General features: G+C 61.7%; 23 protein-coding genes and 1 pseudogene. 19 read left to right on the forward strand and 5 right to left on the reverse strand.

Going from position 1 to position 26,529, the window contains the following annotated elements:
- On the forward strand, positions 1-779 hold a 779-nt coding region (gene leuB, locus BKP54_RS33325), incomplete at its 5' end, for a 3-isopropylmalate dehydrogenase (RefSeq protein WP_084815627.1).
- Positions 780-1,154: 375 nt separating this feature from the next.
- On the forward strand, positions 1,155-1,748 hold the full coding sequence (locus BKP54_RS33330; RefSeq protein ID WP_025430096.1) for a histidine phosphatase family protein: 594 nt from the start codon (positions 1,155-1,157) through the stop codon (positions 1,746-1,748).
- A gap of 72 nt (positions 1,749-1,820) precedes the next feature.
- On the opposite strand, the gene BKP54_RS33335 is transcribed toward BKP54_RS33330, so the two are convergent.
- Positions 1,821-2,279 (reverse strand): SRPBCC family protein, encoded by a 459-nt coding sequence (locus tag BKP54_RS33335; RefSeq protein ID WP_025430095.1) that lies wholly within the window; start codon positions 2,277-2,279, stop codon positions 1,821-1,823.
- Positions 2,280-2,431: 152 nt separating this feature from the next.
- On the opposite strand from BKP54_RS33335, the pseudogene BKP54_RS33340 reads away from it, so the two are divergent.
- The 4 genes and pseudogenes from BKP54_RS33340 (at position 2,432) to BKP54_RS33360 (ending at position 8,154) form a co-directional block, all read left to right on the forward strand.
- Positions 2,432-3,489 (forward strand): annotated as a pseudogene (locus tag BKP54_RS33340) (adenylate/guanylate cyclase domain-containing protein).
- 381 nt (positions 3,490-3,870) lie between these two features.
- Complete coding sequence (locus tag BKP54_RS33350; protein WP_025430093.1) at positions 3,871-5,289, forward strand: aldehyde dehydrogenase family protein; 1,419 nt, start codon at positions 3,871-3,873, stop codon at positions 5,287-5,289.
- Between the two features lie 26 nt (positions 5,290-5,315).
- On the forward strand, positions 5,316-6,536 hold the full coding sequence (locus BKP54_RS33355) for a mandelate racemase/muconate lactonizing enzyme family protein (RefSeq protein WP_084815628.1): 1,221 nt from the start codon (positions 5,316-5,318) through the stop codon (positions 6,534-6,536).
- Positions 6,537-6,543: 7 nt separating this feature from the next.
- Complete coding sequence (locus tag BKP54_RS33360) at positions 6,544-8,154, forward strand: FAD-dependent oxidoreductase (RefSeq protein WP_084815629.1); 1,611 nt, start codon at positions 6,544-6,546, stop codon at positions 8,152-8,154.
- Between the two features lie 73 nt (positions 8,155-8,227).
- Here the strand turns inward: BKP54_RS33360 and BKP54_RS33365 are convergent, their stop codons facing one another.
- On the reverse strand, positions 8,228-9,229 hold the full coding sequence (locus BKP54_RS33365; protein WP_128090564.1) for a hypothetical protein: 1,002 nt from the start codon (positions 9,227-9,229) through the stop codon (positions 8,228-8,230).
- A 128-nt stretch (positions 9,230-9,357) separates the two neighbouring features.
- Here BKP54_RS33365 and BKP54_RS33370 point away from each other — a divergent pair, with 128 nt between their 5' ends.
- A complete protein-coding gene (locus tag BKP54_RS33370; RefSeq protein WP_084815631.1) occupies positions 9,358-9,585 on the forward strand; it encodes an amidohydrolase family protein in 228 nt (75 codons plus the stop codon).
- A gap of 103 nt (positions 9,586-9,688) precedes the next feature.
- The gene (locus BKP54_RS33375) at positions 9,689-10,270 is read left to right on the forward strand and encodes a dienelactone hydrolase family protein (RefSeq protein ID WP_084815632.1); all 582 of its coding nucleotides are present in this window, start codon (positions 9,689-9,691) and stop codon (positions 10,268-10,270) included.
- A gap of 104 nt (positions 10,271-10,374) precedes the next feature.
- Here BKP54_RS33375 and BKP54_RS33380 read toward each other — a convergent pair whose 3' ends face one another.
- Positions 10,375-11,451, reverse strand: a complete 1,077-nt coding sequence (locus BKP54_RS33380) for a D-alanine--D-alanine ligase family protein (RefSeq protein WP_084815633.1) — start codon at positions 11,449-11,451, stop codon at positions 10,375-10,377.
- A gap of 665 nt (positions 11,452-12,116) precedes the next feature.
- On the opposite strand from BKP54_RS33380, the gene BKP54_RS33385 reads away from it, so the two are divergent.
- The 10 genes from BKP54_RS33385 (at position 12,117) to BKP54_RS33430 (ending at position 22,833) form a co-directional block, all read left to right on the forward strand.
- Positions 12,117-13,175 (forward strand): PLP-dependent aminotransferase family protein, encoded by a 1,059-nt coding sequence (locus tag BKP54_RS33385; RefSeq protein ID WP_245318008.1) that lies wholly within the window; start codon positions 12,117-12,119, stop codon positions 13,173-13,175.
- 489 nt (positions 13,176-13,664) lie between these two features.
- The gene (locus BKP54_RS33390; RefSeq protein ID WP_245318010.1) at positions 13,665-14,453 is read left to right on the forward strand and encodes a helix-turn-helix transcriptional regulator; all 789 of its coding nucleotides are present in this window, start codon (positions 13,665-13,667) and stop codon (positions 14,451-14,453) included.
- 169 nt (positions 14,454-14,622) lie between these two features.
- The gene (locus tag BKP54_RS33395) at positions 14,623-15,495 is read left to right on the forward strand and encodes an AraC family transcriptional regulator (protein ID WP_348626787.1); all 873 of its coding nucleotides are present in this window, start codon (positions 14,623-14,625) and stop codon (positions 15,493-15,495) included.
- A gap of 126 nt (positions 15,496-15,621) precedes the next feature.
- The gene (locus BKP54_RS33400) at positions 15,622-16,542 is read left to right on the forward strand and encodes a helix-turn-helix domain-containing protein (protein WP_084815637.1); all 921 of its coding nucleotides are present in this window, start codon (positions 15,622-15,624) and stop codon (positions 16,540-16,542) included.
- Positions 16,543-16,756: 214 nt separating this feature from the next.
- Positions 16,757-17,413, forward strand: a complete 657-nt coding sequence (locus tag BKP54_RS33405) for a hydrolase (protein WP_057210453.1) — start codon at positions 16,757-16,759, stop codon at positions 17,411-17,413.
- A 79-nt stretch (positions 17,414-17,492) separates the two neighbouring features.
- Positions 17,493-17,780 (forward strand): DUF1427 family protein, encoded by a 288-nt coding sequence (locus BKP54_RS33410; RefSeq protein ID WP_025430081.1) that lies wholly within the window; start codon positions 17,493-17,495, stop codon positions 17,778-17,780.
- A complete protein-coding gene (locus BKP54_RS33415; protein ID WP_128090565.1) occupies positions 17,780-19,765 on the forward strand; it encodes an amidohydrolase in 1,986 nt (661 codons plus the stop codon). Before BKP54_RS33410 ends, BKP54_RS33415 begins: the two co-directional genes overlap by 1 nt.
- Positions 19,766-19,778: 13 nt before the next feature.
- Positions 19,779-20,240, forward strand: coding sequence for a DoxX family protein (locus tag BKP54_RS33420; RefSeq protein ID WP_084815638.1), 462 nt, complete (start codon positions 19,779-19,781; stop codon positions 20,238-20,240).
- Complete coding sequence (locus BKP54_RS33425; RefSeq protein ID WP_084815639.1) at positions 20,237-21,874, forward strand: MFS transporter; 1,638 nt, start codon at positions 20,237-20,239, stop codon at positions 21,872-21,874. Before BKP54_RS33420 ends, BKP54_RS33425 begins: the two co-directional genes overlap by 4 nt.
- A 137-nt stretch (positions 21,875-22,011) precedes the next feature.
- Positions 22,012-22,833: an alpha/beta hydrolase gene (locus BKP54_RS33430; protein WP_025430078.1), complete on the forward strand. Its 822-nt coding sequence runs from the start codon at positions 22,012-22,014 to the stop codon at positions 22,831-22,833.
- A gap of 133 nt (positions 22,834-22,966) precedes the next feature.
- Here BKP54_RS33430 and BKP54_RS33435 read toward each other — a convergent pair whose 3' ends face one another.
- On the reverse strand, positions 22,967-24,055 hold the full coding sequence (locus tag BKP54_RS33435; protein WP_084815640.1) for a citrate synthase/methylcitrate synthase: 1,089 nt from the start codon (positions 24,053-24,055) through the stop codon (positions 22,967-22,969).
- Between the two features lie 73 nt (positions 24,056-24,128).
- Between BKP54_RS33435 and BKP54_RS33440 the strand changes: the two genes are divergently transcribed.
- Positions 24,129-25,259: a citrate synthase gene (locus tag BKP54_RS33440; RefSeq protein ID WP_198956908.1), complete on the forward strand. Its 1,131-nt coding sequence runs from the start codon at positions 24,129-24,131 to the stop codon at positions 25,257-25,259.
- Positions 25,260-25,563: 304 nt separating this feature from the next.
- Here BKP54_RS33440 and BKP54_RS33445 read toward each other — a convergent pair whose 3' ends face one another.
- Positions 25,564-25,866: an I78 family peptidase inhibitor gene (locus tag BKP54_RS33445; RefSeq protein WP_057210398.1), complete on the reverse strand. Its 303-nt coding sequence runs from the start codon at positions 25,864-25,866 to the stop codon at positions 25,564-25,566.
- Between the last annotated feature and the right edge of the window lie 663 nt (positions 25,867-26,529).

Here is a 26,529-nt window from a genome sequence, read left to right on the forward strand (position 1 = left end):
ATCCGGCGCTTTCCGCCGCATCGTCGCTGAAGCCGGAACTGGTCGAAGGCCTCGACATCCTGATCGTGCGCGAGTTGACCGGCGGTGTCTATTTCGGCGAGCCGAAGGAAATCATCGATCTCGGCAATGGCCAGAAGCGCGGCATCGACACCCAGGTCTACGACACCTACGAGATCGAGCGCATCGCCGGCGTTGCCTTCGAACTGGCCCGCACCCGCAACAACCGTGTCTGCTCGATGGAAAAGCGCAACGTCATGAAGTCGGGCGTGTTGTGGAACCAGGTGGTGACCGAAACCCACAAGGCGAAATATTCCGATGTCCAGCTCGAGCATATGCTGGCCGATGCCGGCGGCATGCAGCTGGTGCGCCAGCCCAAGCAGTTCGACGTCATCGTCACCGACAACCTGTTCGGCGACATGCTGTCGGACGTGGCGGCGATGCTGACCGGCTCGCTCGGCATGCTGCCTTCGGCCTCGCTCGGTGCACCGGATGGTGTCACCGGCAAGCGCAAGGCGCTCTACGAGCCGGTGCACGGTTCGGCCCCTGACATTGCCGGCAAGGGCATCGCCAACCCGATCGCCATGATCGCCTCGTTTGCCATGTGCCTGCGCTACTCCTTCAACCTGGTGACGGAAGCCGACAACCTGGAAAAGGCGATCGCCACCGTGCTCGACAAGGGCATCCGCACCGGCGACATCATGGCCGAAGGCGCACGCCAGGTCGGAACCGTCGAGATGGGCGAAGCCATCCTCTCCGAGTTCAAGGCACTGTCTGCCTGATGAGTGAAAGGCGCGCCCGCTCGGGCAGCGCCATGCAAGTTGATACGACACCTCCGGAGCGATCCGGGGGTGTTTTGCGTTCGACGGCAGGGAGAGTTCGTATGCTCAGTGCGATCCCTCATCACCAGCGGAGACTGCTTGGCGCAAGAGAACGATGAAGCTCAAACTTCCTTCACGTTGGCGACCGCACGTGTCAAGAATGCGACTTGAAGTAGCAGATGCACTCAATCTACGCGAAACGTCAGGCTGCAGGAGTGCCAATTGGGGCCATCACCCTTTCATCGATGTCCTGCACAAATTCGCCGTGACAAGAGACCACTCCTTCGGTCCAAGAACTCACTTAATCCACGCATTACTTCGTTTGGGGCAACATTGATGATTTACCTGCTTCGCCATGGCGAGACCATTTGGAACACCTTGGGTCGGTTCCAGGGGCAGAAAGATTCTCCCCTTACGGAGCGCGGCATCGAACAGGCGGATCGCGTCGCGAAACTCCTTCAGAAGGAAATTTCGGAAAGTAGGCAATCATTCCAAATGCACATTAGCCCTCTAGGCCGAACGCGACAAACTGCAGAACGCGTGAAGCGGGTGCTGCCACTGGCAACCCATGAAGAAGCCCGCCTGATGGAGGTTTCCGTCGGCTGTTGGGACGGGATGACGAAGTTCGAGATCGACACCGAGTTTCCGGAAATGCTGGATGGCTCCGACGCTTTCGACTGGTATTTCAAGTCTCCAGACGGAGAGAGCTTCGATGCTGCGTGCTCCCGGGCAAAGGACTGGATCGCAGACGTCACCAATCCAACGGTTGCGGTTTCTCATGGGCTGTTTGGTAGATTGGTGCGCGGCGTGTATTCCGGTCTTTCGAAGCGCGAAATGTTGGAGTTACCCGTTCCTCAAGACGGGTTCTACCGCCTTTGCGACGGTGAATTCAGTATAGTCAGTGATCCCGTACCCAGCATGCTTGCCTAACGGGTTCATCCTTTGATCGCTGAGCGCCAATGCAGGCCGGCAGGCTCAGGTGCCAAGATACTGGCCGCGGAGTCATTCCCTACCAGTGCGGCCGTGCCAGGGGTCCGGCCCCGGATCACGCCCGGCGGCAACCTCGGCCAACCGGTCTAGGTAATGGGCCCAGCCTTCCGCGTGACCGGCGCACTGCTCGGCACTGGGCAGGCCCGTGTGGGTAAGGCGAAGCAGCGTTCCGTCCGGTGGTTGTTCGACGAGGTCGATCTCGACAAGGCTTGAGGCCGGCGGCACCACTTCGCTGTCTTCCCAGCCGAAGCTGTATACCAGGCGGTGCACCGGCACCACCTCGCGGAATGAACCACGAGCGAAACGGGCCCCGGTGACGTTGACGAGGTAGAGCCCGCCGCGCTGCGGCTCGATCTGCGCCTCCGTTCCCATCCAGCGCAGGATTTTCTCAGGATCTGTCAGCAGAGCGAACACCGCGGCTGGCGGAGCCGGGATGTGTGCTTCACGGCGGACGATGAGGGCCTCTTGCATCGGCTTCCCCTTTGGTTGCTATGATCTGCCCAGACTGCGGCGCAGAATTGACGGCTATCGGATCAGCTCCTTCCACGATGATATGCTCGCTGGGCTAACCGCGCTACCACCTGCACGGATGACAGGTTGGGGACCTGACGGTATGATCGTGCATGGATCTGCCCACCCATCTCGCCTGGCTGGTGGACGAGGCCAGCGCCTCGCTTGGCCCCGACCGGTTCTTGGCCGAACTCGGCGGCCGGCTGCTGGCCGACGGCTTTCCGTTGGTCGGCGGTACCCTGACACTGGCGGTGCCCCATCCGATCGTTACCCGCCGCACCTGGCTGTGGCGAGCCGAGACCGGAGCAGTGATCGAAGCACTGGGCTTTGCCGACAGCCCGCAAAGCCAGGCTGGGGGCGATTGGCTGAGTGCGCTTGGCCCGGTGCAGGAGGACACGGTTGGCCCAGCGCCGGACGGGCGGTTGCTTGGCTGGGCCGGCACGCGTCTGTTCGACCCTGCTGAGATCGGCCGACTGCGGCAGACCGCGCGCTTCGCCACCGCGCCTTTGGCTGCCTTGGCCGAGCGGGCGGCCCTTGCAACGCTGCTCGAGGCCTATCTCGGCCGACGCAGTGCCGCCCGGGTGCAGGCGGGCGCGCTGCACCGCGGCACCGGAGAAACTATCCGCGCTGTGCTGCTTTGCGCCGATCTGCGGAACTTCACCGCCCTGTCCGAGGCGACGGAACCTGCGGCAATGATCGCTGTCCTCGACGCCTGGTTCGACCGTGTTGCCGGTGCGATACACGCCTTCGGTGGCGAGGTGCTGAAGTTTGTCGGCGATGGCGTGCTGGCAATCTTCCCGGTTGCCAGTGCACCGGTTGACGCCTGCGAAGCGGCGCTGCGAGCGGTCGCCGCCGCCCACGCAGGCATGGCCCACCTCGATGCCCTGCGACAGGCAGAGGGGCTACCGCCGCTGCCCTTCGGCGCGGCACTGCATCTCGGCGAAATGCTGTGGGGCAATATCGGCACGGCCGACCGGCTGGACTTCACCGCAATCGGTCCCGCGGTAAACCTGGTCAGCCGACTGGAGGGCCTTTGCCGGCCGCTCGGCCGGTCGGTGCTGATCTCGGGCGCGGTCGCCGCCGAGACCGTCACGCCGCTGGTGTCGCTGGGCGAACACGTGCTGCGCGGCATCGCGGCGCTTGCGCAGTCTTCACGTTGCCGGATACCTGAGCGGTTCGCGGCCGAAGTCGATCGTTGGCGGGATTGTCTCGGTGCAACCATCGCCAGTTCCAGTCAACGTTGGGCGCTTTCGCAGCATTTCGAAGTGCTACAGCGACCTTTGCGTGTCTGATAAGACGCGCGGCGCTTTCGTTCAGAATACTGTCTTGTCAAGGCGAGCCTTCAGGCTGAACCTGCAAACAATCTCTGCGGGCCGAGCGCGATTCGTCTTCATCTCTGGTGCCTCAGCGAGCGAGATCGTCGAACGGGGCGAGGCAGCGAAAGTGCTCCTTGACCCGAGCCACCCTTACACAAGAACATTACTCGATGCGGCTCCCGGCCGGAGCACGTTCTGAAGCCTGTCCTATGGTGGAAACATAAAAGGATATCGTCTTGACCGACTATCGCAACTTTGTCGCCGGCGCGTTTCAGCCCGCATCGGACTTGGTCCCGGTGCTCGATCCCTCAAACGGAGAGGTCATTGCGAGGGTGCCCGCGGCGAGCGCGCTGGAGGCAATCGCAGCGGTTGAAAACGCAGCCGCAGCGCAGAAGACATGGAAAGCCTTGCCGGCGATCGCTCGCGGGGATGCCTTGCGCCGTTTCGCGGCGGCAATCGAGGCGCGCGCCGGCCAGATCGGCGCGGCGCTCGCTCTGGAGTCCGGCAAGAGCCTCGCCGATGCCACGGCAGAAGCGATCTATGGCGTCGAGCTGATGCGCTATCATGCGGAGTGGGCGCGCCGGATCGAAGGGGAAGTGATCCAGAGCGACAATCCGGGCGAGACCTTGCTTCTGAAGCGTGAGCCGATCGGGGTCGTTGCCTGCCTCATCCCGTTCAATTTTCCGGTCTATACGCTGGTGCGCAAGATTGCCCCCGCACTGATCGCTGGCAACGCCGTTGTGGTGCGGCCGAGCAACTCGACGCCTGCCTCCGCTTTCGAGATCGCCGAGGCGGCGCTCGACGCGGACCTTCCGGCCGGGCTGGTCAACATCTTGACCATGTCGCATGACGTCGCCGCGACACTTTGCACCCAGCCGTCGGTCGGCATGATAACGCTCACCGGTAGCCTGCAGGCCGGCCGCGTCGTTCTCGAATATTGCAAGGCGAATATCGCCAAGCCATCACTGGAACTCGGCGGCAAGACACCTGTCATTGTCGAACCCGATGCGGATATCGATGCGGTTGCCGCTCAGCTCGTTGCCGCCAAGACCAATCATTGCGGGCAGGTCTGCACGGCGCCAGAACGGGTCTATGTGCATACGTCCATCCACGACGCACTTCTCGAGCGGCTTCGCACCGGCTTTGCGGCAAGGACGTTCGGCGACCGCGCCAGCGATCCGACGCGTATGGGACCACTTGAAACGAAATCGGCACAGGCCAATGTTCACGCGATGGTTCGCCATGCGGTGGAGCAGGGGGCACGCATAGAGGCTGGCGGCGTACTGCCGGAAGGCGTGGGCAACTACTACCCGCCAACCCTGCTTTCCAACTGCCGGCAGGAGATGGACGTCGTCGCCGAAGAGGTGTTCGGCCCAGTTCTCGCCGTGCTTTCCTATGACAGCGTCGAGGAAGCCCTGGCGCTTGCCAACGATCACCAGTTCGGTCTGAGTTCGGTTCTCTTCACCAACAACTACAGCACGGTCATGCGCTTTGCCGACACCATCGAGGCCGGCGAACTCTATGTGAACCGCTTCCCGGCGGATCCCTATCAGGGATTCCATGCAGGCTGGAAGCGCTCGGGCCTCGGGGGCGATGACGGCAAGCACGGCATGCTCGAATTCACACAAACTCGTCTCGTGGTGCTGAAGCACTGATCGGATTCGTCAGAAGGAACTTCAACATGCAGATCGCTTCGCTCGCCGTTCATGTCGTTGCCGTCCCACCGCCCCATATCGGCGGGATGTACTGGATCTTCGTCAGGCTCACCACGAAGTGCGGCATCGAAGGGGTCGGGGAAATCTACGCGACCGCCTTCCATCCGAACGCGTTGGTGCCGCTGATCGAGGATGTGTTCGAGCGCCATCTCCTCGGCCACGATCCGCACGATATCGAGCGCTTCTGGCGTTCGGCCTATTCGAGCGGCTTCACGCAGCGCCCGGACCCGACGATCATGGGCGTCGTCTCCGGTCTCGAAATCGCCTGCTGGGACATCATCGGCAAGGCTGCCGGCCGACCGGTGCACAAGCTGCTGGGCGGCCTCGTGCACGAAAAGCTGCGTGCCTACACCTATCTCTACCCCAAGAATGCAGCCGGCGAATATGATTACAACGATCCAGAGCTTGCCGCCGACTTCGCGGCGGAAATGGTCGACACGAAGGGGTTCACCGCCGTCAAGTTCGATCCGGCCGGCCCCTACACCGCCTATTCCGGCCACCAGCTTTCGCTTGGCGTCATGGAGCGGTGCGAAGAATTCTGCGCCAAGGTCCGTGCCGCGGTCGGCGGGCGAGCCGACCTGCTCTTGGGCACCCATGGCCAGATGGTGCCGTCCTCGGCCATTCGCCTTGCGCGACGGCTCGAAAAATACGATCCGCTCTGGTTCGAGGAGCCGGTGCCGCCTGGTCAGGAGGCAGCGATGGCATCTGTTGCCAAGGCAACCTCTATCCCCATTGCCACGGGCGAGCGGCTGACGACCAAATACGAGTTCCAGCGCGTGCTTGAAACGGGCGCAGCCTCGATCCTGCAGATGAACGTCGCGCGGTGCGGCGGCTTGCTGGAGGCAAAGAAGATCGCCGGCATGGCCGAGGCGCACTATGCGCAGATCGCACCGCACCTCTACAACGGACCGATCGGGGCGGCGGCGAGCATCCAGCTCGCTGCGGCCACCCCCAATTTCCTCATCCACGAGGCGATCATCGACTTCTCAGGCTTCTACGCCGAGATTCTCAAGACGCCATTGCAGTTCGACGATGGCTATCTCATCCCGTCTTGCGAACCGGGGCTCGGCGTGGAGCTCAATCTCGAGGTGGTTGAAAAGCGTTCGCCCTACGAAGGAAAGCGTCTGCACCTGCAGATGGACGACAAGCCCGCCGACATCAAGGCATTTGCCCCGGCCCGCGGTTGAGGAACACATGACCACTTACGACTACATCATTGTCGGGGCGGGATCCGCCGGCTGTATCGTTGCGGCGCGCTTGAGCGAGGCAGGCAAACACAGCGTGCTGCTGCTCGAGGCGGGCGGCAACGACAGTTCACCGTGGTTTCGCATCCCCGTCGGCTATGCGCGGTCCTACTATGACCCGAACGTCAACTGGATGTACTGGACCGAGCCGGAAGCCGCCCTGAACAACCGCCGCATCTATGCGCCGCGCGGCAAGGTGCAAGGCGGCTCGGGTTCGATAAACGCCATGATCTTCGTGCGAGGCGCCGCGGCGGATTTCGACGACTGGGCTAAGGCCGGCAATCCCGGCTGGGCCCATGAGGACGTGCTGCCCTATTTCAAGAAGCTCGAAACCCATGCGCATGGCCAGTCCGAATTTCATGGCGGGGACGGACCCATCCACGTCACGCCGATGCGCGACCAGACCCATCCGATTACCGCGCGGTTCCTTTCTGCCTGTGCCGAACTGCAACTGCCGCTCAATACCGACTTCAATGGCGGGTCGATCGAGGGCGCAGGGATTTACGATATCAATACGCGAAATGGCGTGCGCTCGTCCTCATCGTTCGCCTATCTGCGGCCGGCTCTCAAGCGCCCCAACCTCTCCATCCTGCGCAAGTGCCATGCCAGAAGGGTCGTCATCGAGCAGGGAAGGGCGACCGGCGTGGAGGTTGCCACACCCGATGGGATGGTAACCTATTCCGCCCGGAACGAGGTGATCCTATGTGCCGGTGCGGTCGATACGCCGAAACTCTTGCAGCTCTCCGGTATCGGCGATGGCCGAGAGCTGCAAACGTTCGGTATCCCCGTCGTCCGACATTTGCCGGCGGTTGGGAGAAACCTTCAGGATCATCTTTGTGCGAGCTTCTACTACCGCTCGAGGGTTCCGACGCTGAACGACGAGCTGGGGAACCTGTTCGGTCAGGCGCGGCAGGCGCTGCGCTACGTGCTGACAAGACGCGGTCCCTTGGCTCTCAGCGTCAACCAGGCCGGAGGCTTCCTGCGCGGTGAGCCGGGCGAGGAGAGGCCGAATATCCAGCTCTATTTCAACCCGCTTTCCTATCGCATTCCGTCCGACCCGCGCGCCGGTCTGAAGCCGGAGCCCTATTCCGGTTTCCTGTTGGCGTTCAATGCATGCAGGCCCTCAAGCCGCGGCAGCGTCACGATCGCGTCGCCCGATGTCGCCGTTGCACCGCGCATCAACCCCAACTACCTGACGACTGCCCATGACGAGGCGGAGGCGCTTCAGGCAAGTCGGCTTGCGCGCAAAATCATGAGCGCACCGGCACTGCAATCGATTACTGCAAGCGAAATGCCTCCTTCCGCAGAAGCTTCCACCGACGCCGAGCTCCTGGACTATTTTCGGGAGCATAGCGGTTCAATCTATCACCTGTGCGGCACCGCAGCGATGGGGCCGGATGCTTCAACCTCAGTCGTCGATTCATCGCTAAAGGTGCATGGGTTGCATGGGTTGCGAGTAGTTGACGCTTCGATCTTCCCCAACATCACGGCCGGAAACATCAATGCCCCGACGATGATGGTCGCCGAAAAAGCCGCGGATATGATCATCAACGGAAGCTAGCCCGGCAATCTCGTTATTCTCTCGACGCTGTGAAGCGACTGAGCAACACGACGCCATCGAATGACTGGGGCCACTACTTGACAGTCACCTCGAACGCGGCGGTCACCGGCGGCGTTTCTGGGCGCGAGCGGTCGCGGAAGATGTATGCCACGACGTAGTCTCCTGGGTCGTGCAGAGCGATGCCGGCAGTGGCGAAATTGGTAAAATGCTTGGCGGAAACCGGAAATGGTGGGGGAGATTCGGCCTTGAACACGTGCGCGTTGGGGAATGTCTTGAGAACCTTGCCCGCACGGTCTCGCACCTCGATATCGAGGCCGATCTCGTAGCTTGACATTGGCGTGCCGACGTTGATCCGCCCGACATTCTCTAAATAGGCATAGATGAAGATCTCTTCGCCCGGCTTAAAGACGTTTGTCTGGCGCTCGACAAAATCTCCGCGTTTGGATGCCGACTTGTCTGCCAATATGTGCCTGGCGAGCTTCATGGGCGGCAACATCGCCTGCATCGCGACGGTCGTAGCGTCGACGCTGACCGGCGCGGCCCGCTTGCCGTCCGGTGCGGCCGGAGTGAGGAAATATGATTGTACCATCGCGTAGCAATGGGCTGCGGCCTGGGGGTGGTCGATCAACAGGATCACACCTCCCTGCATGGCCCGGACCGCGCCTTCCGAGCCTTGCTCGACCAGCGCGCACATCGGCCATTCGGCGACAACCTGCGATCCCTTGGAGTTCGTATCGTTCCGCAACTGCTCCTTGAACGTGGCCAGCGATTGCCGGAGTTCGGTGGAATCCTTGGCCACTTTCTCATTCACCAGGTAGATCGGCTTTTGGGCGTTTGCCTTGGCTACGTCCTGCTGTACTTGGCTGACGACCTGTTTGTCTCCAGCAAAATTGTAAGTATGCACCAGCCTCCCATGACCCTTGATGGCATCGATCGCGGCCTGCCAGGCGGCGGTGTCGAAGCCACCTCCATAGGTTTGATCCAGAACGAAATAGGCTGGAATCTTCCCGTCTTCGGCCACGGCTGAAGAAATCAAGTGGCCGGATAGCGCTAGTGTAGACAGCAATACCTTCATCGGGGGCCTCATCAAAGATACCCAAGTGATAACCGACAGAGAAACCTATGGTAGAACCCGGCAGCCGATGTGGCAACCACCGATCACGGGCAAAGTGAAAACCCGCTGGCGATTGGAACGAACCATGCTTGCTCGACCGGCATGAGGCGCTGAGGCTCTATACCAACAATGCCGCTTGGATTGCCTTTCACGAAAACGAGCGAGGCGGCTTGTCGGCGGGAAAAATGGCTAACATCGCCGTCCTGGATAGGCCGTATCTGACAATGCCGGCATCCGACATCCATCAGCTGCGCTCGGTGCTGACGCTGCTTGGTGGCAGGGTTGTTCACGACGAACTCGGCAGCGGCCAAGACTAGCTGGGGACGAAATCTCTATAACGTGTCCGCATTCTTCCCGGCAGGGCGACGTCGCTATAGAGTGATCGAACGTGCGCCCGACCATCACACCCGGAGGCTCCATATGGCTGAGGTCCTGTTGTTTCACCACGCACAGGGGCTGACCCCGGGTGTGCGGGCGTTCGCCGACGATTTGCGGGCCGCCGGTCACATCGTGCACACGCCGGACCTGTTCGACGGACGCACGTTCGAGAGTATCGACGAGGGCTTAGCCTACATCGGCAAGGTCGGATTCGACGAAATGCGGGAGCGCGGGGTCCGCGTCGCGAACGAACTGCCTCCCGAACTCGTCTACGCTGGGTTCTCGTTCGGTGTGTTGCCGGCACAGAAGCTGGCACAGACGCGGCCCGGAGCCCGCGGAGCCTTGCTCTTCTACTCTTGCCTGCCGATCAGCGGTGAGTGGGCCTTTGGGCCTTGGCCTGATGGCGTCGCGGTCCAAATCCACGGTATGGACAACGACCCGATCTTCGTCGGGGAGGGCGACATCGACGCGGCCCGCGAGATCGTGGAGAAGGTCGAGGACGCGGAGCTATTCCTGTACCCCGGCGATCAGCACTACTTCGCCGACAGTTCGCTCCCGTCGTACGACGCGGATGCGACCGCGTTGCTCACCATCCGAGTGCTCGAGTTCCTCGATCGCGTCTGATCCATGCCGGCGTCTCGGCTTGAGCTCATTTTCGAAAGTGGGGCCCGTCCTTGGACGGATCCGTTTGATCCGCCCGCTCGGCTGACGGGTCTGTGTTTGCATGTTCAGCCGCTTCGGCCGGCACGTGTCAGGCCATGCACGATGAGCTTGTCAATGATTTCGGCATAACTGACGCCGCTTGCCGCCATCGCCTTGGAATACATGCTGATGTCGGTAAAACCGGGAATGGTGTTCACTTCGTTGACAACGAACGTCATGCCCGTCGTCAGAAAGAAGTCGACACGCGCCATGGCATCGCAGCCCAAAGCCCTGAATGCCCTTGCCGCCGCTGCCCTCATCTCTGCCTCAACTTCGGGCGGCAGTTCCGCTGGTACCTTGAGCGCCGCGCCGTCCTCGTCGATGTATTTTGCGTTGTAGCTGTAAAAGCCGTGGGATTCGGCCGGGATGATCTCGCCGGGACGAGAGACGAAAAGGCCACCTTTCGGATCTTCCAGCACGCTGAATTCAATCTCGCGCCCAGCGACATATTCCTCGGCAAGCAGCTTGCCATCATGCTGGAAACCTTCGACCAACGCCGGCGCGAACTCCTGGCTGCCTGATACCTTTCTAACGCCAACGGATGACCCCTGCCGGGCGGGTTTGATGAACAGCGGCAGCCCGAGTTCGCCTTCGAGTACAGCGAGATCAGGTGCCGCATCCTTGTGGATCGTCACCGAGCGCGCGACCGGGAGGCCGGCGGCCTTCAGAAGCTGCTTGGCAATATCCTTGTCGAGTGCGGTCGCCGAGCCGAGAATCCCGCAGCCGGCGAGCGGTACGCGCGCCACCTCTGCGAGCCCCTGCACAGAGCCATCTTCACCATGAAGGCCGTGCAATACCGGAAACAGAATGTCGATGGTACCGGCATCGCTCATCTTTCCCTCGGCCGAAATCGCCACCATGCGTCCGTGCCCGCCGGGAACAAGGCTGACCTGCGTGCCGCTCGCAGGTTTGGCAAGCACACCATTGTCGAAGTGGCTCAACAGCCATTGACCTTCGCGCGTCACGAAAATCGGCACGGCATCATATTTTGCAGGCTCCAGAGCGCGCATGACATTGGTAGCCGAAAGCACGGAAACGTCGTGTTCGGCCGAGCGTCCGCCGAAGAGGACGGCAATACGCAGGCTGGTCGAAGAAGGGGTCATAAAAGTCTCCGAAATGACAGAGCTGACAGAGGTCCGAGACTGACGGCAATGCCATTTCCCGTATTGGTGTCCCGTGTCGGCGCAGGCGCAATTTGATTTCCGGCCGACGTCGTTGTGATGCCGGCTTGAAAGTGGCTCGATTTAAATTCAATATATGAGAAGATTACAGAGCCACTATTGGCGAGATTGATGAGCCACTCTGACGAAAGGCGCCCATGACACTGAAACGGCGAAGAGAGAGCCCGTCGGTGGGTTTTCGGCCAAGTATCGATACCTCTTCGCCAGCACCCTTGGTGAGACAGCTCTATCTTTCCCTGCGCGGTGCAATTGCTGACGGTCGGCTGGATGCCGGGCAACGGCTGCCATCGACACGTCTGGCCGCAAAGGAATGGAAGCTTTCACGCGGCTCGGTTGCCGAAGCCTATGAAATCCTCGTCGCGGAAGGTTTTGCGGTCGCCCGGCATGGGTCCGGTACATATATTGCGTCAGGCGTTCCAGGCGGGCTGTCCAGAATCGACCATCGCAATGAGACGATCGCCTACTCGACCCGCCGCGCTGTCTCCGACGCTGCCACGAGAGTTCTCACCTCCGGGCCTAGCCTCGAACCGCAGAAGGTTTTGCCGTTTGTCACGGGGCGCATCGCTCATGACGATCGGACAGCGAGATTGCTGAACCGCATTGCCGGCCGGCACATGAACTATGCCGCAGAAGGCTACGGCGACATTCAGGGCGAATTCGAGCTGCGGAGCGCCATTGCGGCTCATTTGGCCGCCTCACGCGGGGTGCGTTGCGCGGCCGAGCAGATATTTATCACCGCCGGGACACAGCAAGCGCTTGATCTCGCGTTCCGCGTCCTGATGACGCCGGGCGATACGGCTGTCGTCGAAGACCCCTGTTATCCGCCGGCCAGACAATGCCTGGCACTGAATGGCGTAAAAATCATCGGTCTTCCCGTTGATGCCGACGGCATCATGACGGAAAAGTTGGCTGCCTGCTCCCTGCCGCCGACGCTGTTCTATGTGACGCCATCAAACCAGTACCCCGTCGGTTCCGTCCTCTCGCTGCCCCGGCGGCTGGAGTTGCTCGCTTATGCGCGGGAGAATGGCTGCTGGATCGTCGAGGACGATTATGACAGCGAGTTTCGCTACGATGGGCATCCGATCGCATCGCTTCAGGGCCTCGATCCGGCCGGCCGGGTCCTCTATACGGGCACGTTCAGCAAGGCCCTGCTGCCGAGCCTGCGCATCGGCTATCTCGTGGTTCCGATGGATCTGGTACCGGTATTCAGGGCCGTGCGTCCCGCGCTTGACCGTTGTCCTCCGACGTTTCAGCAGCGTGTCGTCGGCGACTTTTTCAATGAGGGATATTTTCCGGCGCATCTGCGCCGGCTCAGAGAGCGTCTGCGTGCCTCACGCGATTTGCTTGCAGATCTCTTGAAAGACCGTACCAGCGAACATCTCGGCATTTTGCTGCCGGATCAGGGCATCAATCTGACCGTGCGCAGCACAGGGACCTGGAGCAACGACACCGCCGTCTCACAGGCTGCGCTAAAGAAAGGCGTTGTTGTGATGCCCCTTTCCCGCATGAATGTCGCTTCATCGGACACATCCAGGCTGCTGCTGGGATTTTCGGGGCTCTCCGAACAGGAAGCGGATATGGGGACCAGGATCCTGGCGGAGGTCTTCAAGCGCGGAGATTTTCGCAGAACTCCCGATGTTGGTTAGAATTACGCGACCGGTCAATGCAACGTCCGAGACTGTCCGGGGTTCCGGCAGCGGCGTCCTGATCGCAAAAGGCAATAAGAAGGGGTCCGCTTGAGGCGGCCGAAGACGCCTGTGTGTCGATCTGGTGGATGCGAAACGTTTCTGGCGATAGCAAATGTCTGCCATAAATGTCTGGCCCAGCGCGATTTTTGGCTAGGCGGATCCCATCTTATTGAACGACGGTCTTCCTTTTTGAACATTCCCGACTGAATCCGCGCGAAGCCCTTGTCGCTGCGCGCGGATTGCCCCTACGGTGGGCAAAAGATGAACCGGTAGACATTCCATGAGGCCAGAGCGGTCGCGAAAAACGGTCTCGTGCCATGATGGGTCTTGCATGCCAGTCTCGGATGCACCGAGGTTTTTGATCAAATGTTTGCAATGCTTTGGCCATGACGCAGTGCGTCTGTTGGGAGGCTAGAGTTGACTTCTCCTTGTCCGGAAATGGGGTGCGTGGGGCGCTATTTTGGAACGCCGGACGCTCCGTGCCTCACGACGATCCCGATGGAGGCCGCGGTCTTTTCGGTCACCCGAATTCGAAGGCGTCTGACACGGGCGCAGCGGCCAGAAGTGGCTCTACCCGCATGTGAAGCCTATTTTCTGATGCTTTACCTCGATGATGCCGAACATGCGGACATCAAGGTAAACGGCGAGAGGTCTGCTGTTCGCCGATACGTGCGCGGCTCGATATGTCTCGTCGATCTGCGCCAGGGGGCCTCGATCGCGCTCCATAGCGACCTGAGCGCGCTTGCCTTCGTCCTTCCCAAGAATCTGATCGCGGAAGTCGCCGCCCTGTCACCGACGGTCAAGCCACAACGGCTGGTGTGCCGGCGTGGCGAAGCGGACTCGATACTCTGCAGTCTCGGACTGGCGCTTCTGGCCCTTTTTGAACGTATGGACAGCAGCCCACCCGAGCTGCTGCAGCATGTCGCCGTGGCCGTTTGCGCCCATCTTCTGCACCACCATTCGGCCGAGATGCAGGGCGACGAAGGCGGAAATCCTTTCGACGGTTCCAATGATCCGACGGCTTTCCACGTTCGGCAGGAAGCGACACGGGCGCCCCATCAATTGCAGATGCGTCGGCGCGTTGTTCAGGCCAAGCAGCTTCTGCGCGCGAGTTCACTGCCTCTGGGCTCGATCGCGTTCCTTTGCGGCTTCAGCAGTCTCAGCCATTTCACGACGGTGTTTCTGGGGGAGACCGGAACGACACCACAAGCCTGGCGGAGCGCACCTCTGCATTAGCGCCGCTCGCGGGACGGAATTGATTGTTGGCGGCAGTGTATCGTATTCTGCATTGCTTGAATGCCTGGTGCACTTTCGGGGAATTTTGTTGAATTTAGAGCCTCGTCCAGAAACGGCCAGCGAAGTGGGCGCCTTGCGCCGATCGATCCTGCGTGTTCCCCCCATAACCCTGACGCGGTTGAGCAGTGATGGCTGCGACCTAGGTCCGGCGGTTGCCACCAGGCGCGAGGAGGCGTTCAACATCATCACGCAGCTCAGTGATTTTCGCCTGCATCGGCTGTGGCGGGGCGGCACCCTTGTCTTTGAAGGCGGGCATCGCAAGGGAGCGCTTGCCATCACCGACCTGCGCGAGGAATGGCGCTGCCATCACCTGTCGCCCTTTGACAATGTGCGCTTTCAGATACCGTTCTCGCAGATGCGCGCCTTTGCGACTGAACAGGGCCGGCCTGACTTTACCGGTCTGCGGTGTTCGCCGGGCACGCATGACGGCGTCATGCTGGGGCTAGCGCAGGCATTGCTTCCAGCTTTCGAGAGACCGCAAGAGGCAAGCCAGCTCTTTCTCGACCAGGTGAGCCTCGCGATTCTGACGCATTTGATGCAGACCTATGGCGGGCTCTATCTACCCAAAGAGCGCAAGGGGACGCTGGCTGCGTGGCAGGAGAAAAGGGCGCTCGACTTTCTCTCGGGCCATGTCGATGGGCAGTTCTCGCTCAGCGAGCTTGCCGAGGCCTGTGCGTTGTCGAAAAGCTATTTCATCAAGGCATTCAAGGTGAGCTTCGGCTGTACGCCTTTGCGGTGGCTGGCCGAATATCGGGTTACCCGTGCGAAGGAACTGTTGTTGAAGAACGTGCCGATCGCAGAGATTGCCATATCCTGCGGCTTTGCCGATCAGAGCCATATGACTAAGACATTCGTGGCGATCGCCGGCGAAACGCCAGCGCGCTTCCGGCGTACTCGACGCCTGGAGCTGGAGAAAAGCGCCCCTGTGACGGAAGACAATAGCCGCGATGCCATCGACAAGACAGCCATTCGGTTCATATGATCGTGATGTTCGGACGCAATGCTGCACAAGCACGCTGGCGAAGCGGTGTCGTGCAAAAGTTGAGACCGCCGCAGTCGGCACCCGCGTGGTCGCGGGCAGGCAGCGAAGTTGTGGGGAGGCAGAGGTATGACAGCAGCTTCTTCGATCGCGATCGCACCTCCACCCCGCGACAGTTTCGGATGTACAGTGGCTGGCCTCGACGAAGACCGGCGGATCGACGGCGCCGGGTTGACTTTTTATCGCAAGAAAGCGCAGTCCGCACCGCGCGAGCGCGTGCACACGCCGGCCAACAACCGCGGTTATCTGCTCGGCCTGTCACTGTCGGGCGGCCATCGCCGGCGGATCCTTCACGAACATCACGAGACAATGCATGAGTTCGACGAGAACTCCGTCTACCTCCGAAACTTTCACGATCCCTATCAGGCGGATCTCTCCGGCAGCTTCGATTTTGTTTTGCTCGAGGTGGGGCACAGCGCGATCGAGCGGATGGCCGACTGCGCCGATCTGAGCGGTGTCCGCGAACTGTGTGCGGTCGGCGAGCGAGCCGATCCAGTGTTGGGCGGGCTGATGGCGGCGCTGTTTGCAGACATGAACGGCCAATTGGAGAGAAGCCCCTTGTTCGTCGACCAATTGTCGGTGGCGATCGGAATCCACGTCGCTCAACACTACGGCAGTGCGAGCCACCGCACGACGTCGGGGGCGGCGATCAAGGGGCGCAGGCTCTCGGCGCGCAGCCTGTCGATCGTGCAGGAACTAATGCGAAGCAGGCTTGGCGGCGATTTGTCGATCGAGGAACTCGCTGAGGCTTGTCATCTGTCACAGGGCACGTTCCTGCGCGCCTTTCGCCAAACACTGGGTATCACGCCGTTCCAATGGTTCCTGCAGCAGCGGTTGGACAGGGCGCGCGACATGCTGGAATTTTCGTCGCTGACGATCGGTGAAATCGCGGTCGCCAGCGGCTTTGCCGATCAGAGCCACTTCACGCGCGTCTTTGCCCGGGCGACGGGGGCATCCCCCGGCGCCTGGCGGCGCAGTCGCAGGGCCTAGCGGTTTGGCCGCGCGCAGGCCTTGCTTGCGGCGGCACGCGCTCCATCCTTATGCCGTTGCTTCCAATATGACTTTTGCGCTTTGCTTGCGATTCATCTCGGGCAGAATGTTCAAAACATCAGCATATCCGACAAGAACGGGCAGCCCGGCACGGGCATAGTCGGGTCATTCCCTGCGGATCTTCAGAATCCAGGACATCGAGGAGATGATGACCATGACCTTAAACGCTACGCCGACGCCCGGCAGCCTCCTGGTTTCGCCGAAAGACCACACGCTGATCATGATCGATTTCCAGTCGCAGATGGCCTTTGCGACGAAGTCGATCGATGCTGTCTTGCTGCGCAACAATGCGGCGCTGGTCGCGCATGCGGCCGCCGGCTTCGGCGTTTCCACCATTCTGACGACGGTGGCGGAGAAGGCTTTCTCGGGCCCGATGTTCTCAGAGATCACCGATGCCTTTCCAGGCCAGGGCCTTCTCGACCGCACCTCGATGAACACCTGGGAAGACGCCGCCGTCATCGACAATGTCAACGCCATCGGCAAGAAGCGGCTGGTCTTTTGCGGCCTCTGGACCAGCGTCTGCATCGTCGGCCCGACGCTCTCGGCGCTCGATCAGGGCTTCGAGGTTTATGTGATTGCCGATGCCTGCGGTGACGTCTCGGACGAGGCACACGATCGGGCGATGGACCGCATGGTCCAGGCTGGCGTTCGGCCGATGACGTCGCTGCAATATATGCTCGAGCTCCAGCGCGACTGGGCCCGCACCGAGACCTATGACATGACGACCGGTATCGCCAAGAAGTTCGGCGGCGCCTACGGCCTCGGCATTATCTACGCCAAGACGATGTTCGGCGCCTCCGAAGGCCACTGATCGTCCTCATTCCGAAGGTTGCCGTCTCGCCAGTCGGCGGGACGGAGAAGCGGGCAACCCGTCCCGTGAGGAGAACTCGATGAAAATGTATCTTCTGTCGCTCGGCGTCGGTCTGCTGGTCGGTGTCATCTACGGACTGCTGAATGTACGCTCGCCGGCGCCGCCCGTGATCGCCCTGCTTGGCCTGCTCGGCATCCTCGTCGGCGAACAGGCCGTTCCGCTCGTCAAGCGGCTGGTCTCTGGCGCGCCGGTCACCGTCTCCTGGTTCAACAGCCGTTGCGTGCCCCACGTTTTCGGCGCGCTGCCGACGGGAACCGACCATGACGTGGCGACGCGCGACCGTTCTTCGAAAGGGGAGGTGGGCTGATGCCGACACGCCGCGGTTTTCTGGGGGCAGCCTCGACGCTCGCCTTCCCCTCGCTGTTTTCGCCGGCGCTTGCCGCCGACACCGTTTCGACCAAGGGAGACAATCCGATGGACGCCGATATTATCCTGCATCACGGGCTCGTCACCACGCTTGACCGCTCCAATCCCAACGCCAGTGCGGTCGCGATCAAGGACGGCAGGTTTCTCGCCGTCGGCCAGGATCAGGAGATCATGGCGCTCGCCGGTCCCGACACCAGGATCATCGATCTCAAGGGCAAGCGCGTCCTGCCCGGGCTGATCGACAACCACACCCACGTCGTTCGCGGCGGTCTGAACTTCAACATGGAGCTGCGATGGGACGGGGTGCGTTCGCTCGCCGACGCGATGGATATGCTGAAGCGGCAGGTGGCGATCACGCCAGCGCCGCAATGGGTGCGCGTCGTCGGCGGCTTCACCGAGCATCAGTTTGCCGAAAAGCGCCTGCCGACCATCGACGAGATCAACGCAATCGCGCCCGACACGCCGGTCTTCCTGTTGCATCTCTATGACCGTGCGCTGCTCAACGGTGCGGCGCTGCGTGCCGTTGGCTACACCAGGGACACGCCGAACCCGCCGGGCGGCGAAATCACCCGCGACACCCAGGGCAATCCGACTGGTCTGCTGCTGGCCAAGCCCAATGCCGGCATTCTCTATTCGACCCTTGCCAAGGGGCCGAAGCTGCCCTTCGAATACCAGGTCAATTCGACCCGGCATTTCATGCGCGAACTCAACCGGCTCGGCGTCACCGGCGTGATCGATGCCGGCGGCGGTTTCCAGAACTATCCGGACGACTATGCGGTCATCCAGAAGCTCGCCGATGAGGGGCACATGACCGTGCGGCTGGCCTACAACCTCTTCACCCAGAAGCCGAAGGAGGAAAAGCAGGACTTCCTCAACTGGACATCATCGGTGAAGTACAAGCAGGGCAACGACTATTTCCGCCACAATGGCGCCGGTGAGATGCTGGTGTTTTCGGCTGCGGACTTCGAAGACTTCCGCCAGCCGCGCCCGGAGATGGCTCCGGAAATGGAAGGCGAACTGGAAGAGGTGGTGCGGGTCCTTGCCGAAAACCGCTGGCCCTGGCGTCTTCATGCCACCTATGACGAGACGATCTCCCGCGCACTCGACGTGTTCGAGAAGGTCAACAAGGACATCCCGCTTGAAGGCCTGAACTGGTTCTTCGACCATGCCGAGACAATTTCCGAGCGCTCGATCGACCGGATCGCCGCGCTTGGCGGCGGCATCGCAACCCAGCATCGCATGGCCTATCAGGGCGAATATTTTGTCGAGCGCTACGGCCACGGCGTCGCCGAAGCGACACCGCCGATCAAACGGATGCTCGACAAGGGCGTCAATGTTTCCGCCGGTACCGATGCCACCCGTGTCGCCTCCTACAATCCCTGGGTCTCGCTGTCGTGGATGGTGACCGGCAAGACGGTGGGCGGGCTGCAACTCTATCCGCGCGCCAATTGCCTCGATCGCGAGACGGCGCTGCGGATGTGGACCGAAAAGGTCACCTGGTTTTCCAACGAGGAAGGCAAGAAAGGCCGGATCGAAAACGGCCAGTTCGCCGACCTGATCGTGCCGAACAAGGACTTCTTCGCCTGCGCCGAGGACGAGATCTCGTTCCTGACGTCCGAGCTGACGGTGGTCGGCGGCAAGGTCGTCTATGCCGCCGGTGACTTCGCCACCCATGACGAAAACCCGGTGCCGCCCGCCATGCCCGACTGGTCGCCGGTCAGGACCTTCGGTGGCTATGCCGCCTGGGGCGAGCCGGAAGGTGCCGGCAGCCGAAGCCTTCGCCGCACCGCAATCACCACATGCGGATGCCTGAACGACTGCAATGTCCACGGCCACGACCACGCCGGCGCCTGGACATCACGCCTGCCGATCGCCGATCTCAAGGGTTTCTTCGGCGCGCTCGGCTGCGCCTGCTGGGCGGTGTAAGGAGGGAGCCGCAATGACACATTCCTCCACAATTGCGTCGCGGCTGGCGGCCGGTGTCCAGCCGTTTGTGACCACGCCCGCTATTCGGTTCATCGCCCATCTTGGGCTCTGCGCCGCCTATATCCAGGGGCCGTTGACGAAGATCCTCGACTTTGATGCCGCTCTCGGCGAGATGAACCATTTCGGACTTCAGCCGGCCGCGCTTTTCGCGGTGGCGGTGATCGTCTTCGAACTTCTCGCCTCGGCCATGATCCTCGCAGGCATTCTGCGTTGGCTGGCCGCTCTCGGCCTCGCCGCGTTCACGCTCGCCGCAACCTTCATCGCCTTGCGCTTCTGGGAGCTGGCCCCCGGCCAGGAACGGTTCATGGCGACCAACGCCTTCTTCGAGCATCTCGGCCTTGCCGGCGCCTTCCTGCTGGTCGCGTGGTACGATCTTGACCGTCGAAGCGAGGCGGGAGGCGAACCGCTGCCATGACCCAGAATGTCACGCCGCCGCCGGCCGCAGGCGGCTTTGCACCGCTGCGCCAGCCCGTCTTTGCCGTCCTTTGGGTGGCCACCGTCATCGGCAATACCGGCAGTTTCATCCGCGACGTCGCCAGTTCATGGCTGGTGACCGATCTCTCCGGTGCTCCGGCGGCCGTTGCCATGGTTCAGGCGGCTGCGACCCTTCCGATCTTCCTGCTCGCCATACCTGCGGGCGTTCTGTCTGATATCCTTGATCGCCGCCGGTTTCTGATCGTCATCCAACTTCTGCTGGCGTCCGTCAGCCTCGGGCTCATGCTGCTTTCAGCGACCGGATTGCAGAGCGTCAGCTCGCTCGTGGCGCTGACCTTTCTTGGCGGCATAGGTGCTGCGCTGATGGCACCCACCTGGCAATCGATCGTTCCCGAACTCGTCACACGGCAGGAGTTGAAGAGCGCCGTCGCGCTGAACTCGCTCGGCATCAACATCTCGCGTGCCATTGGCCCTGCGGTCGGCGGGCTCATCCTTGCGAGCTTCGGTGCGGCCATTACCTATGCGACCGACGTTGCGAGCTATCTCTTCGTCATCGCGGCCCTGCTTTGGTGGCGGCGTGCACCCGGTGCGGACGATGGCTTGTCGGAGAAGTTCGCCGGCGCATTTCGTGCGGGTCTGCGCTATGCGCGCGCCAGCCGCGAACTGCACGTGGTGCTGCTGCGCGCTGCCGTGTTCTTCGCGTTTTCGAGCGCCGTCTGGGCGCTGCTGCCGCTCGTTGCACGCAACCTTCTCGGCGGGGATGCCGGCTTTTACGGGGTCCTTCTCGGGGCCGTAGGAGCCGGAGCGATCGGCGGCGCCCTCGTCATGCCGCGGCTGCGTAGGCTCCTCAGTGCAGATGGGCTGTTGCTCGCCGCCGCGCTGGTCACGGCCGTCGTCATGGCCGGCCTGTCATCTGCACCGCCGCAATGGGTGGCGATCATCCTGTTGCTGAGCCTCGGGGCCGCATGGATAACCGCGCTGACGACACTCAACGGCGCGGCTCAGGCGATCCTGCCGAACTGGGTGCGCGGTAGGGCGCTTGCGGTCTACCTCACGGTGTTCAACGGCGCGATGACCGCCGGAAGCCTGGCCTGGGGTGCCATAGCGGAACTCCTTGGCGTTCCGGCGACCCTTCTGGTCGGCGCCGCCGGGCTGGTGGTCGTTGGCGTGGTGTTTCACCTCGTGAAGCTGCCTGCCGGTGAGGCTGATCTGGTCGCCTCTAATCACTGGCCCGAGCCGTTGACGGCCTCGCCGATCGACAATGACCGCGGCCCCGTGCTGATCACCATAGAATATCGCGTCGATCCCGCCGATCGACAGGGGTTCACGAGCGCTCTCTACAGGCTTTCTTCGGAACGGCGGCGGGACGGTGCCTATGGCTGGGGTGTGACGGAAGACACTGCTGATCCGGAGATCATGGTCGAATGGTTCTTCGTCGAATCCTGGGCCGAGCACCTGCGCCAGCATCGACGGGTCTCCAAGGCCGATGCCGACCTGCAGCAGGAGGTGCGCAAATTCCATCGCGGCGACGCAACTCCGCTCGTTCGCCACCTGCTGACTGTCGGGCCGGAGCGCCTGACGCAGGCGAGAGATAATATCAAGGAGACGCCATGACAGATTGGAACGCGCTTTTTCCAGTTGCCCGCCGAACGGTCCTCAGGACCGCCGGCGCAGTCGGCGCCACCTTGTTTCTGCCCGGCCTCGGCCTGGGCGCCCAGAACCCGATCCCAACACCAGATGGAGAGAACCCCATGAGTTTCATCACTACCAAGGACGGCACCAACATCTTCTACAAGGATTGGGGCAAGGGACAGCCGATCGTCTTCTCACACGGCTGGCCGCTATCGGGCGACGCCTGGGAAGCCCAGATGCTGTTCTTCGGGCAGAACGGCTACCGCGTCATCGCCCACGATCGGCGCGGCCATGGTCGTTCGGACCAGCCGTGGGACGGCAACAACATGGATCAGTATGCCGACGATCTGGCGGAACTGATCGAGAAACTCGACCTCAAGGATGCGATCCTGATCGGGCATTCGACCGGCGGCGGCGAAGTGGCCCATTATATCGGCCGTCACGGCAGCGGGCGCGTTGCCAAGGTGGTTCTCGTCGGCGCGGTCCCTCCGCTCATGCTGAAGACTGCGGCGAACCCAGAAGGAACGCCGATTGAGGTTTTCGACGGCATTCGCAAGGGCACCGCGGGCGATCGCTCGCAGTTCTTCAAGGAACTCACTCTTCCCTTCTATGGCTTCAACCTCGAAGGCGCCAAGATGAATGACGGGCTTCGCGAATCCTTCTGGCTGCAGGGCATGGTCGGCTCGATCAAGGGTCACTATGATTGCATCCGCGAATTCTCCGAAGTCGACTACACCGACGACCTGAAGAAGATCGATCGCCCGACGCTGGTGATCCACGGCGATGACGACCAGATCGTTCCGTTTGCCGCATCCGCCGCAAAGACGGCCAAGATCGTCAAGGACGCCAAGCTCATCGTTTACAAGGGTGGGGCACATGGTCTGGCCCAGATCGAACCCGACAAGTTCAACGCCGACGTCCTGGCCTTCATCAAGGCTTGACATCGGGCGTGTCTTTGTCATGCAGCCGTTGGAGCCGGGTTTTTCGACCCGGCTCCAACGGCTCTTCGGCAAAGGCTGAACAAAGTGGGTGGGCGGCTGCGCGGTTGCCTGCCGTAGGCGCCATGTCAGTGACTTAGGCAGCCCGTGGCAGCGGGCCGACATAAACGGAGCGCGGGCGGATCAGGCGACCTTTGAGCGCCTGCTCGCGTGCATGGGCAATCCAGCCGATGGTGCGGCCGATGGCGAATACGCCGGTGAACGCGTCTCTCGGGAAGCCCAACGCATCGAGCAGTAGTGCCGTGTAAAATTCAACATTGACGTCGAGCGGCCGGTCCGGCTTGCGCTCCTTGAGGATAGCCAGCGCCGCCTGCTCGACTGCGCTTGCAAGCTCGGTGCGTTCACGATCAACCTGCCCGGCCTCGATCAGTGGCTTCAGAGCAAGTTTTAGCGCATCGGCGCGTGGATCGCGGACGCGGTACACTCTGTGGCCGAACCCCATCAGCCGTTCGCCGCGATCAAGCGCCTGATTGAGCCATGCTTTCGCGTTCTCTTGCGTTCCGATCGCATCGAGCATGTCGAGCACCGGTCCGGGCGCGCCGCCATGAAGTGGCCCCTTGAGGGCACCGATCGCCCCGAGGACGGACGATGTGAGGCCGGCTCCGGTGGAGGCGATCACCCTTGACGCGAAAGTCGAAGCGTTAAGGCCATGGTCGGAAATCGTCACGAGATAGGCATCGAGTGCTTTGACCTTTTCCGCGCTCGGCAGCCCGCCGCCAAGCATCGCGAGAATGTCTGCCGATTGGGAGAGCGACGACGATGGGGCAATCGGCTTGTCGCCATTCTTCAGGCGCAGGATTGCCGGCAGGAAGACGGCGGGTGCAGCAAGTAGGCGGAGCGCTGCCTCGAGATCGTCACCATCAGGCAGCCGCGCGATGAGCGCGCGCATGATGTCGACGGGTGGCAATTCCAGTATATGGTCGTCGATAGTCCGGATATCTGCGAAGACCTCTGTCCGCATGTGCCCCAGACGCCGGCGCAGTTCCTCCTTCTGCAGATTTCCTTCGATCAGGCCACCAAGCAGAAGGATAACGACATCCTCATAGCTGGCGTCATCAACGAGGTGTTCGAGCGACACACCACGAATGACCAGTCGACCGGCCTCGCCATCCACATCCGAGAGCTGCGTTTCAGCGGCGATGACATCTTCAAGTCCGTTTTTCATAGATGTTTCTCCTTTACCGGGAGAATGGTCCGGCTAAGATGTATTGACGTCAATCTTGATAAATTTGATCAATATGAACACGCTCTGGATCACCGCTGAGGAGGCGCTCAGTCAGCTCGGCACCAAACCGCAGACGCTTTATGCGAATGTGAGCCGTGGGCGCATACGCGCGAAGGCTGATCCAGTCGACTCGCGCCGCAGCCTTTATCAGGCTGACGATGTCAGGCGGCTGGCGGAACGTCACGCGGGCCGCCCGCGCGCATCGGCCGTCGCCGCCGAGGCGATCCGCTGGGGCGACCCGGTCCTACCCACGACGATCTCCAGTATTGCCGATGGACGCCTGTCTTATCGTGGCCATGATGCGGTTGAGCTCTCGTTGACAGCCGATCTGGAAGACGTCGCGACCCTGCTCTGGCAGACACCGAACGTCACTGTCCAAGCAGCCAATTATGTGTTGGCGGATCGATCTCGTTTGGCCGCAGCCTTGATCAGCCTTGCCGCGCGGGTGGCTGACGACCTGCCGGCTCTTGGTCGCGCCTCGCCTATCTTGAGGATTGAGGCCGCCGATGTGTTGTCGACGGTGGCGGCGGCACTGGCGCCGTGGCCGGAGCCGCTGCCGTTGCATATGCGGTTGGCAATCGGATGGAAACGGCCGGCGGCAGCCGCGTCCATACGAAAAGCGCTTGTCTTGGCGGCGGAGCACGAACTGAATGTTTCCGCGTTTGCAGCACGCGTGACCGCCTCGTCCGGTGCGGCGCTTTCGGCGGCTGTCCTCTCCGGACTTGCGACGCTGACCGGCCCCCGCCATGGCGGCGCCTGGCTCAGCGTCACGCAGCTTGTAGAGCGGGCGAACGCGGTTGGCGTCCGGGAGGCGATACGCGGAATACTGGGTTCGGAAGGCGCTGTCCGGGCCTTCGGCCATCGCCTCTATCCTCAGGGTGATCCGCGCGCCAAGGCGATCATCGAAAGTTTCGAAGCGCCGCCTCTCTATGGATTGTTGGCCGAAGCAGGCGAAGACCTTCTGGGCGAGCCGGTAAACATCGACTTCGCGCTAGCTTCGCTCGCCGCCACGTTCGATCTGCCCGACGAGGCGCCGATGGTGATCTTTGCTCTCGCGCGCACGGTCGGCTGGCTTGCCCATGCCATGGAGCAGGTGGAAAGCGGACATCTGATCCGACCAAGAGCACGCTACTCCGGACAGTGAATGCGCTTTGAAGCCATTCGACGTCGACTGCGACGGTGGGTGCCGGGCCCTCTGTGTTCTTGGCCCTGGTCAGCGCGCTGACATTGCTTGCCGCCCTTGTTCTGGTCCGATGGCTGGCGGCCGGGCAGCACTGCCGTAATTTTGCCCGTTGTAACCTGCCCCGAGGGGTGACACTGCCGATATCTCTGGGGGCACTCGCGTGGCCCCGACGGTTCGATGTCTCGCGTCTATAGGCAAAACACAGCCCGGGCGTTCCAGCGATCAAATGATCGCCGGAGTGCCCATTTCACGTCTAAACCGACGTCTATCCGCACATCGCGCGGACGATTTTGCCCGTGGCCGGATCCGTTTCGATCGTCACGCGCTCCTGTCGGAAATCCATCGTCGCCGGGTCGCCGGGCTTCAGCTGCCGGACGATGGTCGCACCCGTTATCTGTTTTGCGTCTTCATCCGAAATCCTGTCTTTTCCTGCCAGGGTCTCCGCAGCCTCAGGCTTGCAAGGCCCTGCCGCTTGGGCAGCGGTGGATTCGGGTTCTTTCTGGCAGCCGGCGGCGGCAAGGAGGAGAAGACTTGCTGCAAGTACAGCGAATTGACGGGCGTAAATCAAAGGCACAATCCTTCCGTGTCGAAAGTGTCGAACAATCAAACGAATAAGGCGGCAGCGAGGCCCTTGCGGCAGCGACCTTCCAACTATCTGAACGGCGGCGAAGGCATGCTCAAGAAGGTCGTGAATTGCCCGGCAACGCTCGCATCGATTTGCAGTCTGAGTCTACCAAGAGCCTTCTGCAGACGATCGGCGGCGGGGTAGGGCGGCTGATCGATGCGGACATGAATGAGGCGTCAACCAAGTCGGAGGCGATTCAAGCCAGGAGCAGATAGCCATTCGGCGCTTGCCGATCGCCAACACAAGCGCCCAGAACATTTCCAGTTTGTTTAAACAATGCCCCTTGATCAGGCGCGCTCTTACGTTTCGTTTCCGTGTGCCGTCCCCTTCATCCACATCGATTGTGGCGCTGGAGGGTGCGGATTCTACGGGCAACTTCAACGTGGGAAAACTTAAGGGCTTGGCGTCCTGATTCAGGCCCCAAGAGCAGTTTGTGTAAGTTTTACAAAATTGCCTGTTGACACCCGGGCTGAGGCTCCTCTATAAGCCCGATCACTGAACGAGGGCGGCGGCGCTGCTGGCGACGATGTCCTTCGTTTTAAGGTTTCCTTGATTGGCGGATGCTGATTGGTCGGGACGCGAGTTTCGGCGGGAAGTTTTGACGGT

Origin of the sequence: Ensifer sp. 1H6 (assembly GCF_001976035.1) — a bacterium.
Lineage (GTDB): Bacteria > Pseudomonadota > Alphaproteobacteria > Rhizobiales > Rhizobiaceae > Ensifer > Ensifer canadensis.

What these genes read in the sequence shown, in the direction of transcription:
- BKP54_RS33430 (WP_025430078.1), top strand. Translation starts at nt 22,012, where the DNA reads ATGAGTTTCATCACTACCAAGGACGGCACCAACATCTTCTACAAGGAT.
- BKP54_RS33400 (WP_084815637.1), top strand. Translation starts at nt 15,622, where the DNA reads ATGACAGCAGCTTCTTCGATCGCGATCGCACCTCCACCCCGCGACAGT.
- BKP54_RS33440 (WP_198956908.1), top strand. Translation starts at nt 24,129, where the DNA reads ATGAACACGCTCTGGATCACCGCTGAGGAGGCGCTCAGTCAGCTCGGC.
- BKP54_RS33330 (WP_025430096.1), top strand. Translation starts at nt 1,155, where the DNA reads ATGATTTACCTGCTTCGCCATGGCGAGACCATTTGGAACACCTTGGGT.
- BKP54_RS33380 (WP_084815633.1), bottom strand. Translation starts at nt 11,451, where the DNA reads ATGACCCCTTCTTCGACCAGCCTGCGTATTGCCGTCCTCTTCGGCGGA.
- BKP54_RS33405 (WP_057210453.1), top strand. Translation starts at nt 16,757, where the DNA reads ATGACCTTAAACGCTACGCCGACGCCCGGCAGCCTCCTGGTTTCGCCG.
- BKP54_RS33415 (WP_128090565.1), top strand. Translation starts at nt 17,780, where the DNA reads ATGCCGACACGCCGCGGTTTTCTGGGGGCAGCCTCGACGCTCGCCTTC.
- BKP54_RS33425 (WP_084815639.1), top strand. Translation starts at nt 20,237, where the DNA reads ATGACCCAGAATGTCACGCCGCCGCCGGCCGCAGGCGGCTTTGCACCG.
- BKP54_RS33375 (WP_084815632.1), top strand. Translation starts at nt 9,689, where the DNA reads ATGGCTGAGGTCCTGTTGTTTCACCACGCACAGGGGCTGACCCCGGGT.
- BKP54_RS33420 (WP_084815638.1), top strand. Translation starts at nt 19,779, where the DNA reads ATGACACATTCCTCCACAATTGCGTCGCGGCTGGCGGCCGGTGTCCAG.
- BKP54_RS33355 (WP_084815628.1), top strand. Translation starts at nt 5,316, where the DNA reads ATGCAGATCGCTTCGCTCGCCGTTCATGTCGTTGCCGTCCCACCGCCC.
- BKP54_RS33365 (WP_128090564.1), bottom strand. Translation starts at nt 9,229, where the DNA reads ATGAAGGTATTGCTGTCTACACTAGCGCTATCCGGCCACTTGATTTCT.
- BKP54_RS33435 (WP_084815640.1), bottom strand. Translation starts at nt 24,055, where the DNA reads ATGAAAAACGGACTTGAAGATGTCATCGCCGCTGAAACGCAGCTCTCG.
- BKP54_RS33335 (WP_025430095.1), bottom strand. Translation starts at nt 2,279, where the DNA reads ATGCAAGAGGCCCTCATCGTCCGCCGTGAAGCACACATCCCGGCTCCG.
- BKP54_RS33410 (WP_025430081.1), top strand. Translation starts at nt 17,493, where the DNA reads ATGAAAATGTATCTTCTGTCGCTCGGCGTCGGTCTGCTGGTCGGTGTC.
- BKP54_RS33360 (WP_084815629.1), top strand. Translation starts at nt 6,544, where the DNA reads ATGACCACTTACGACTACATCATTGTCGGGGCGGGATCCGCCGGCTGT.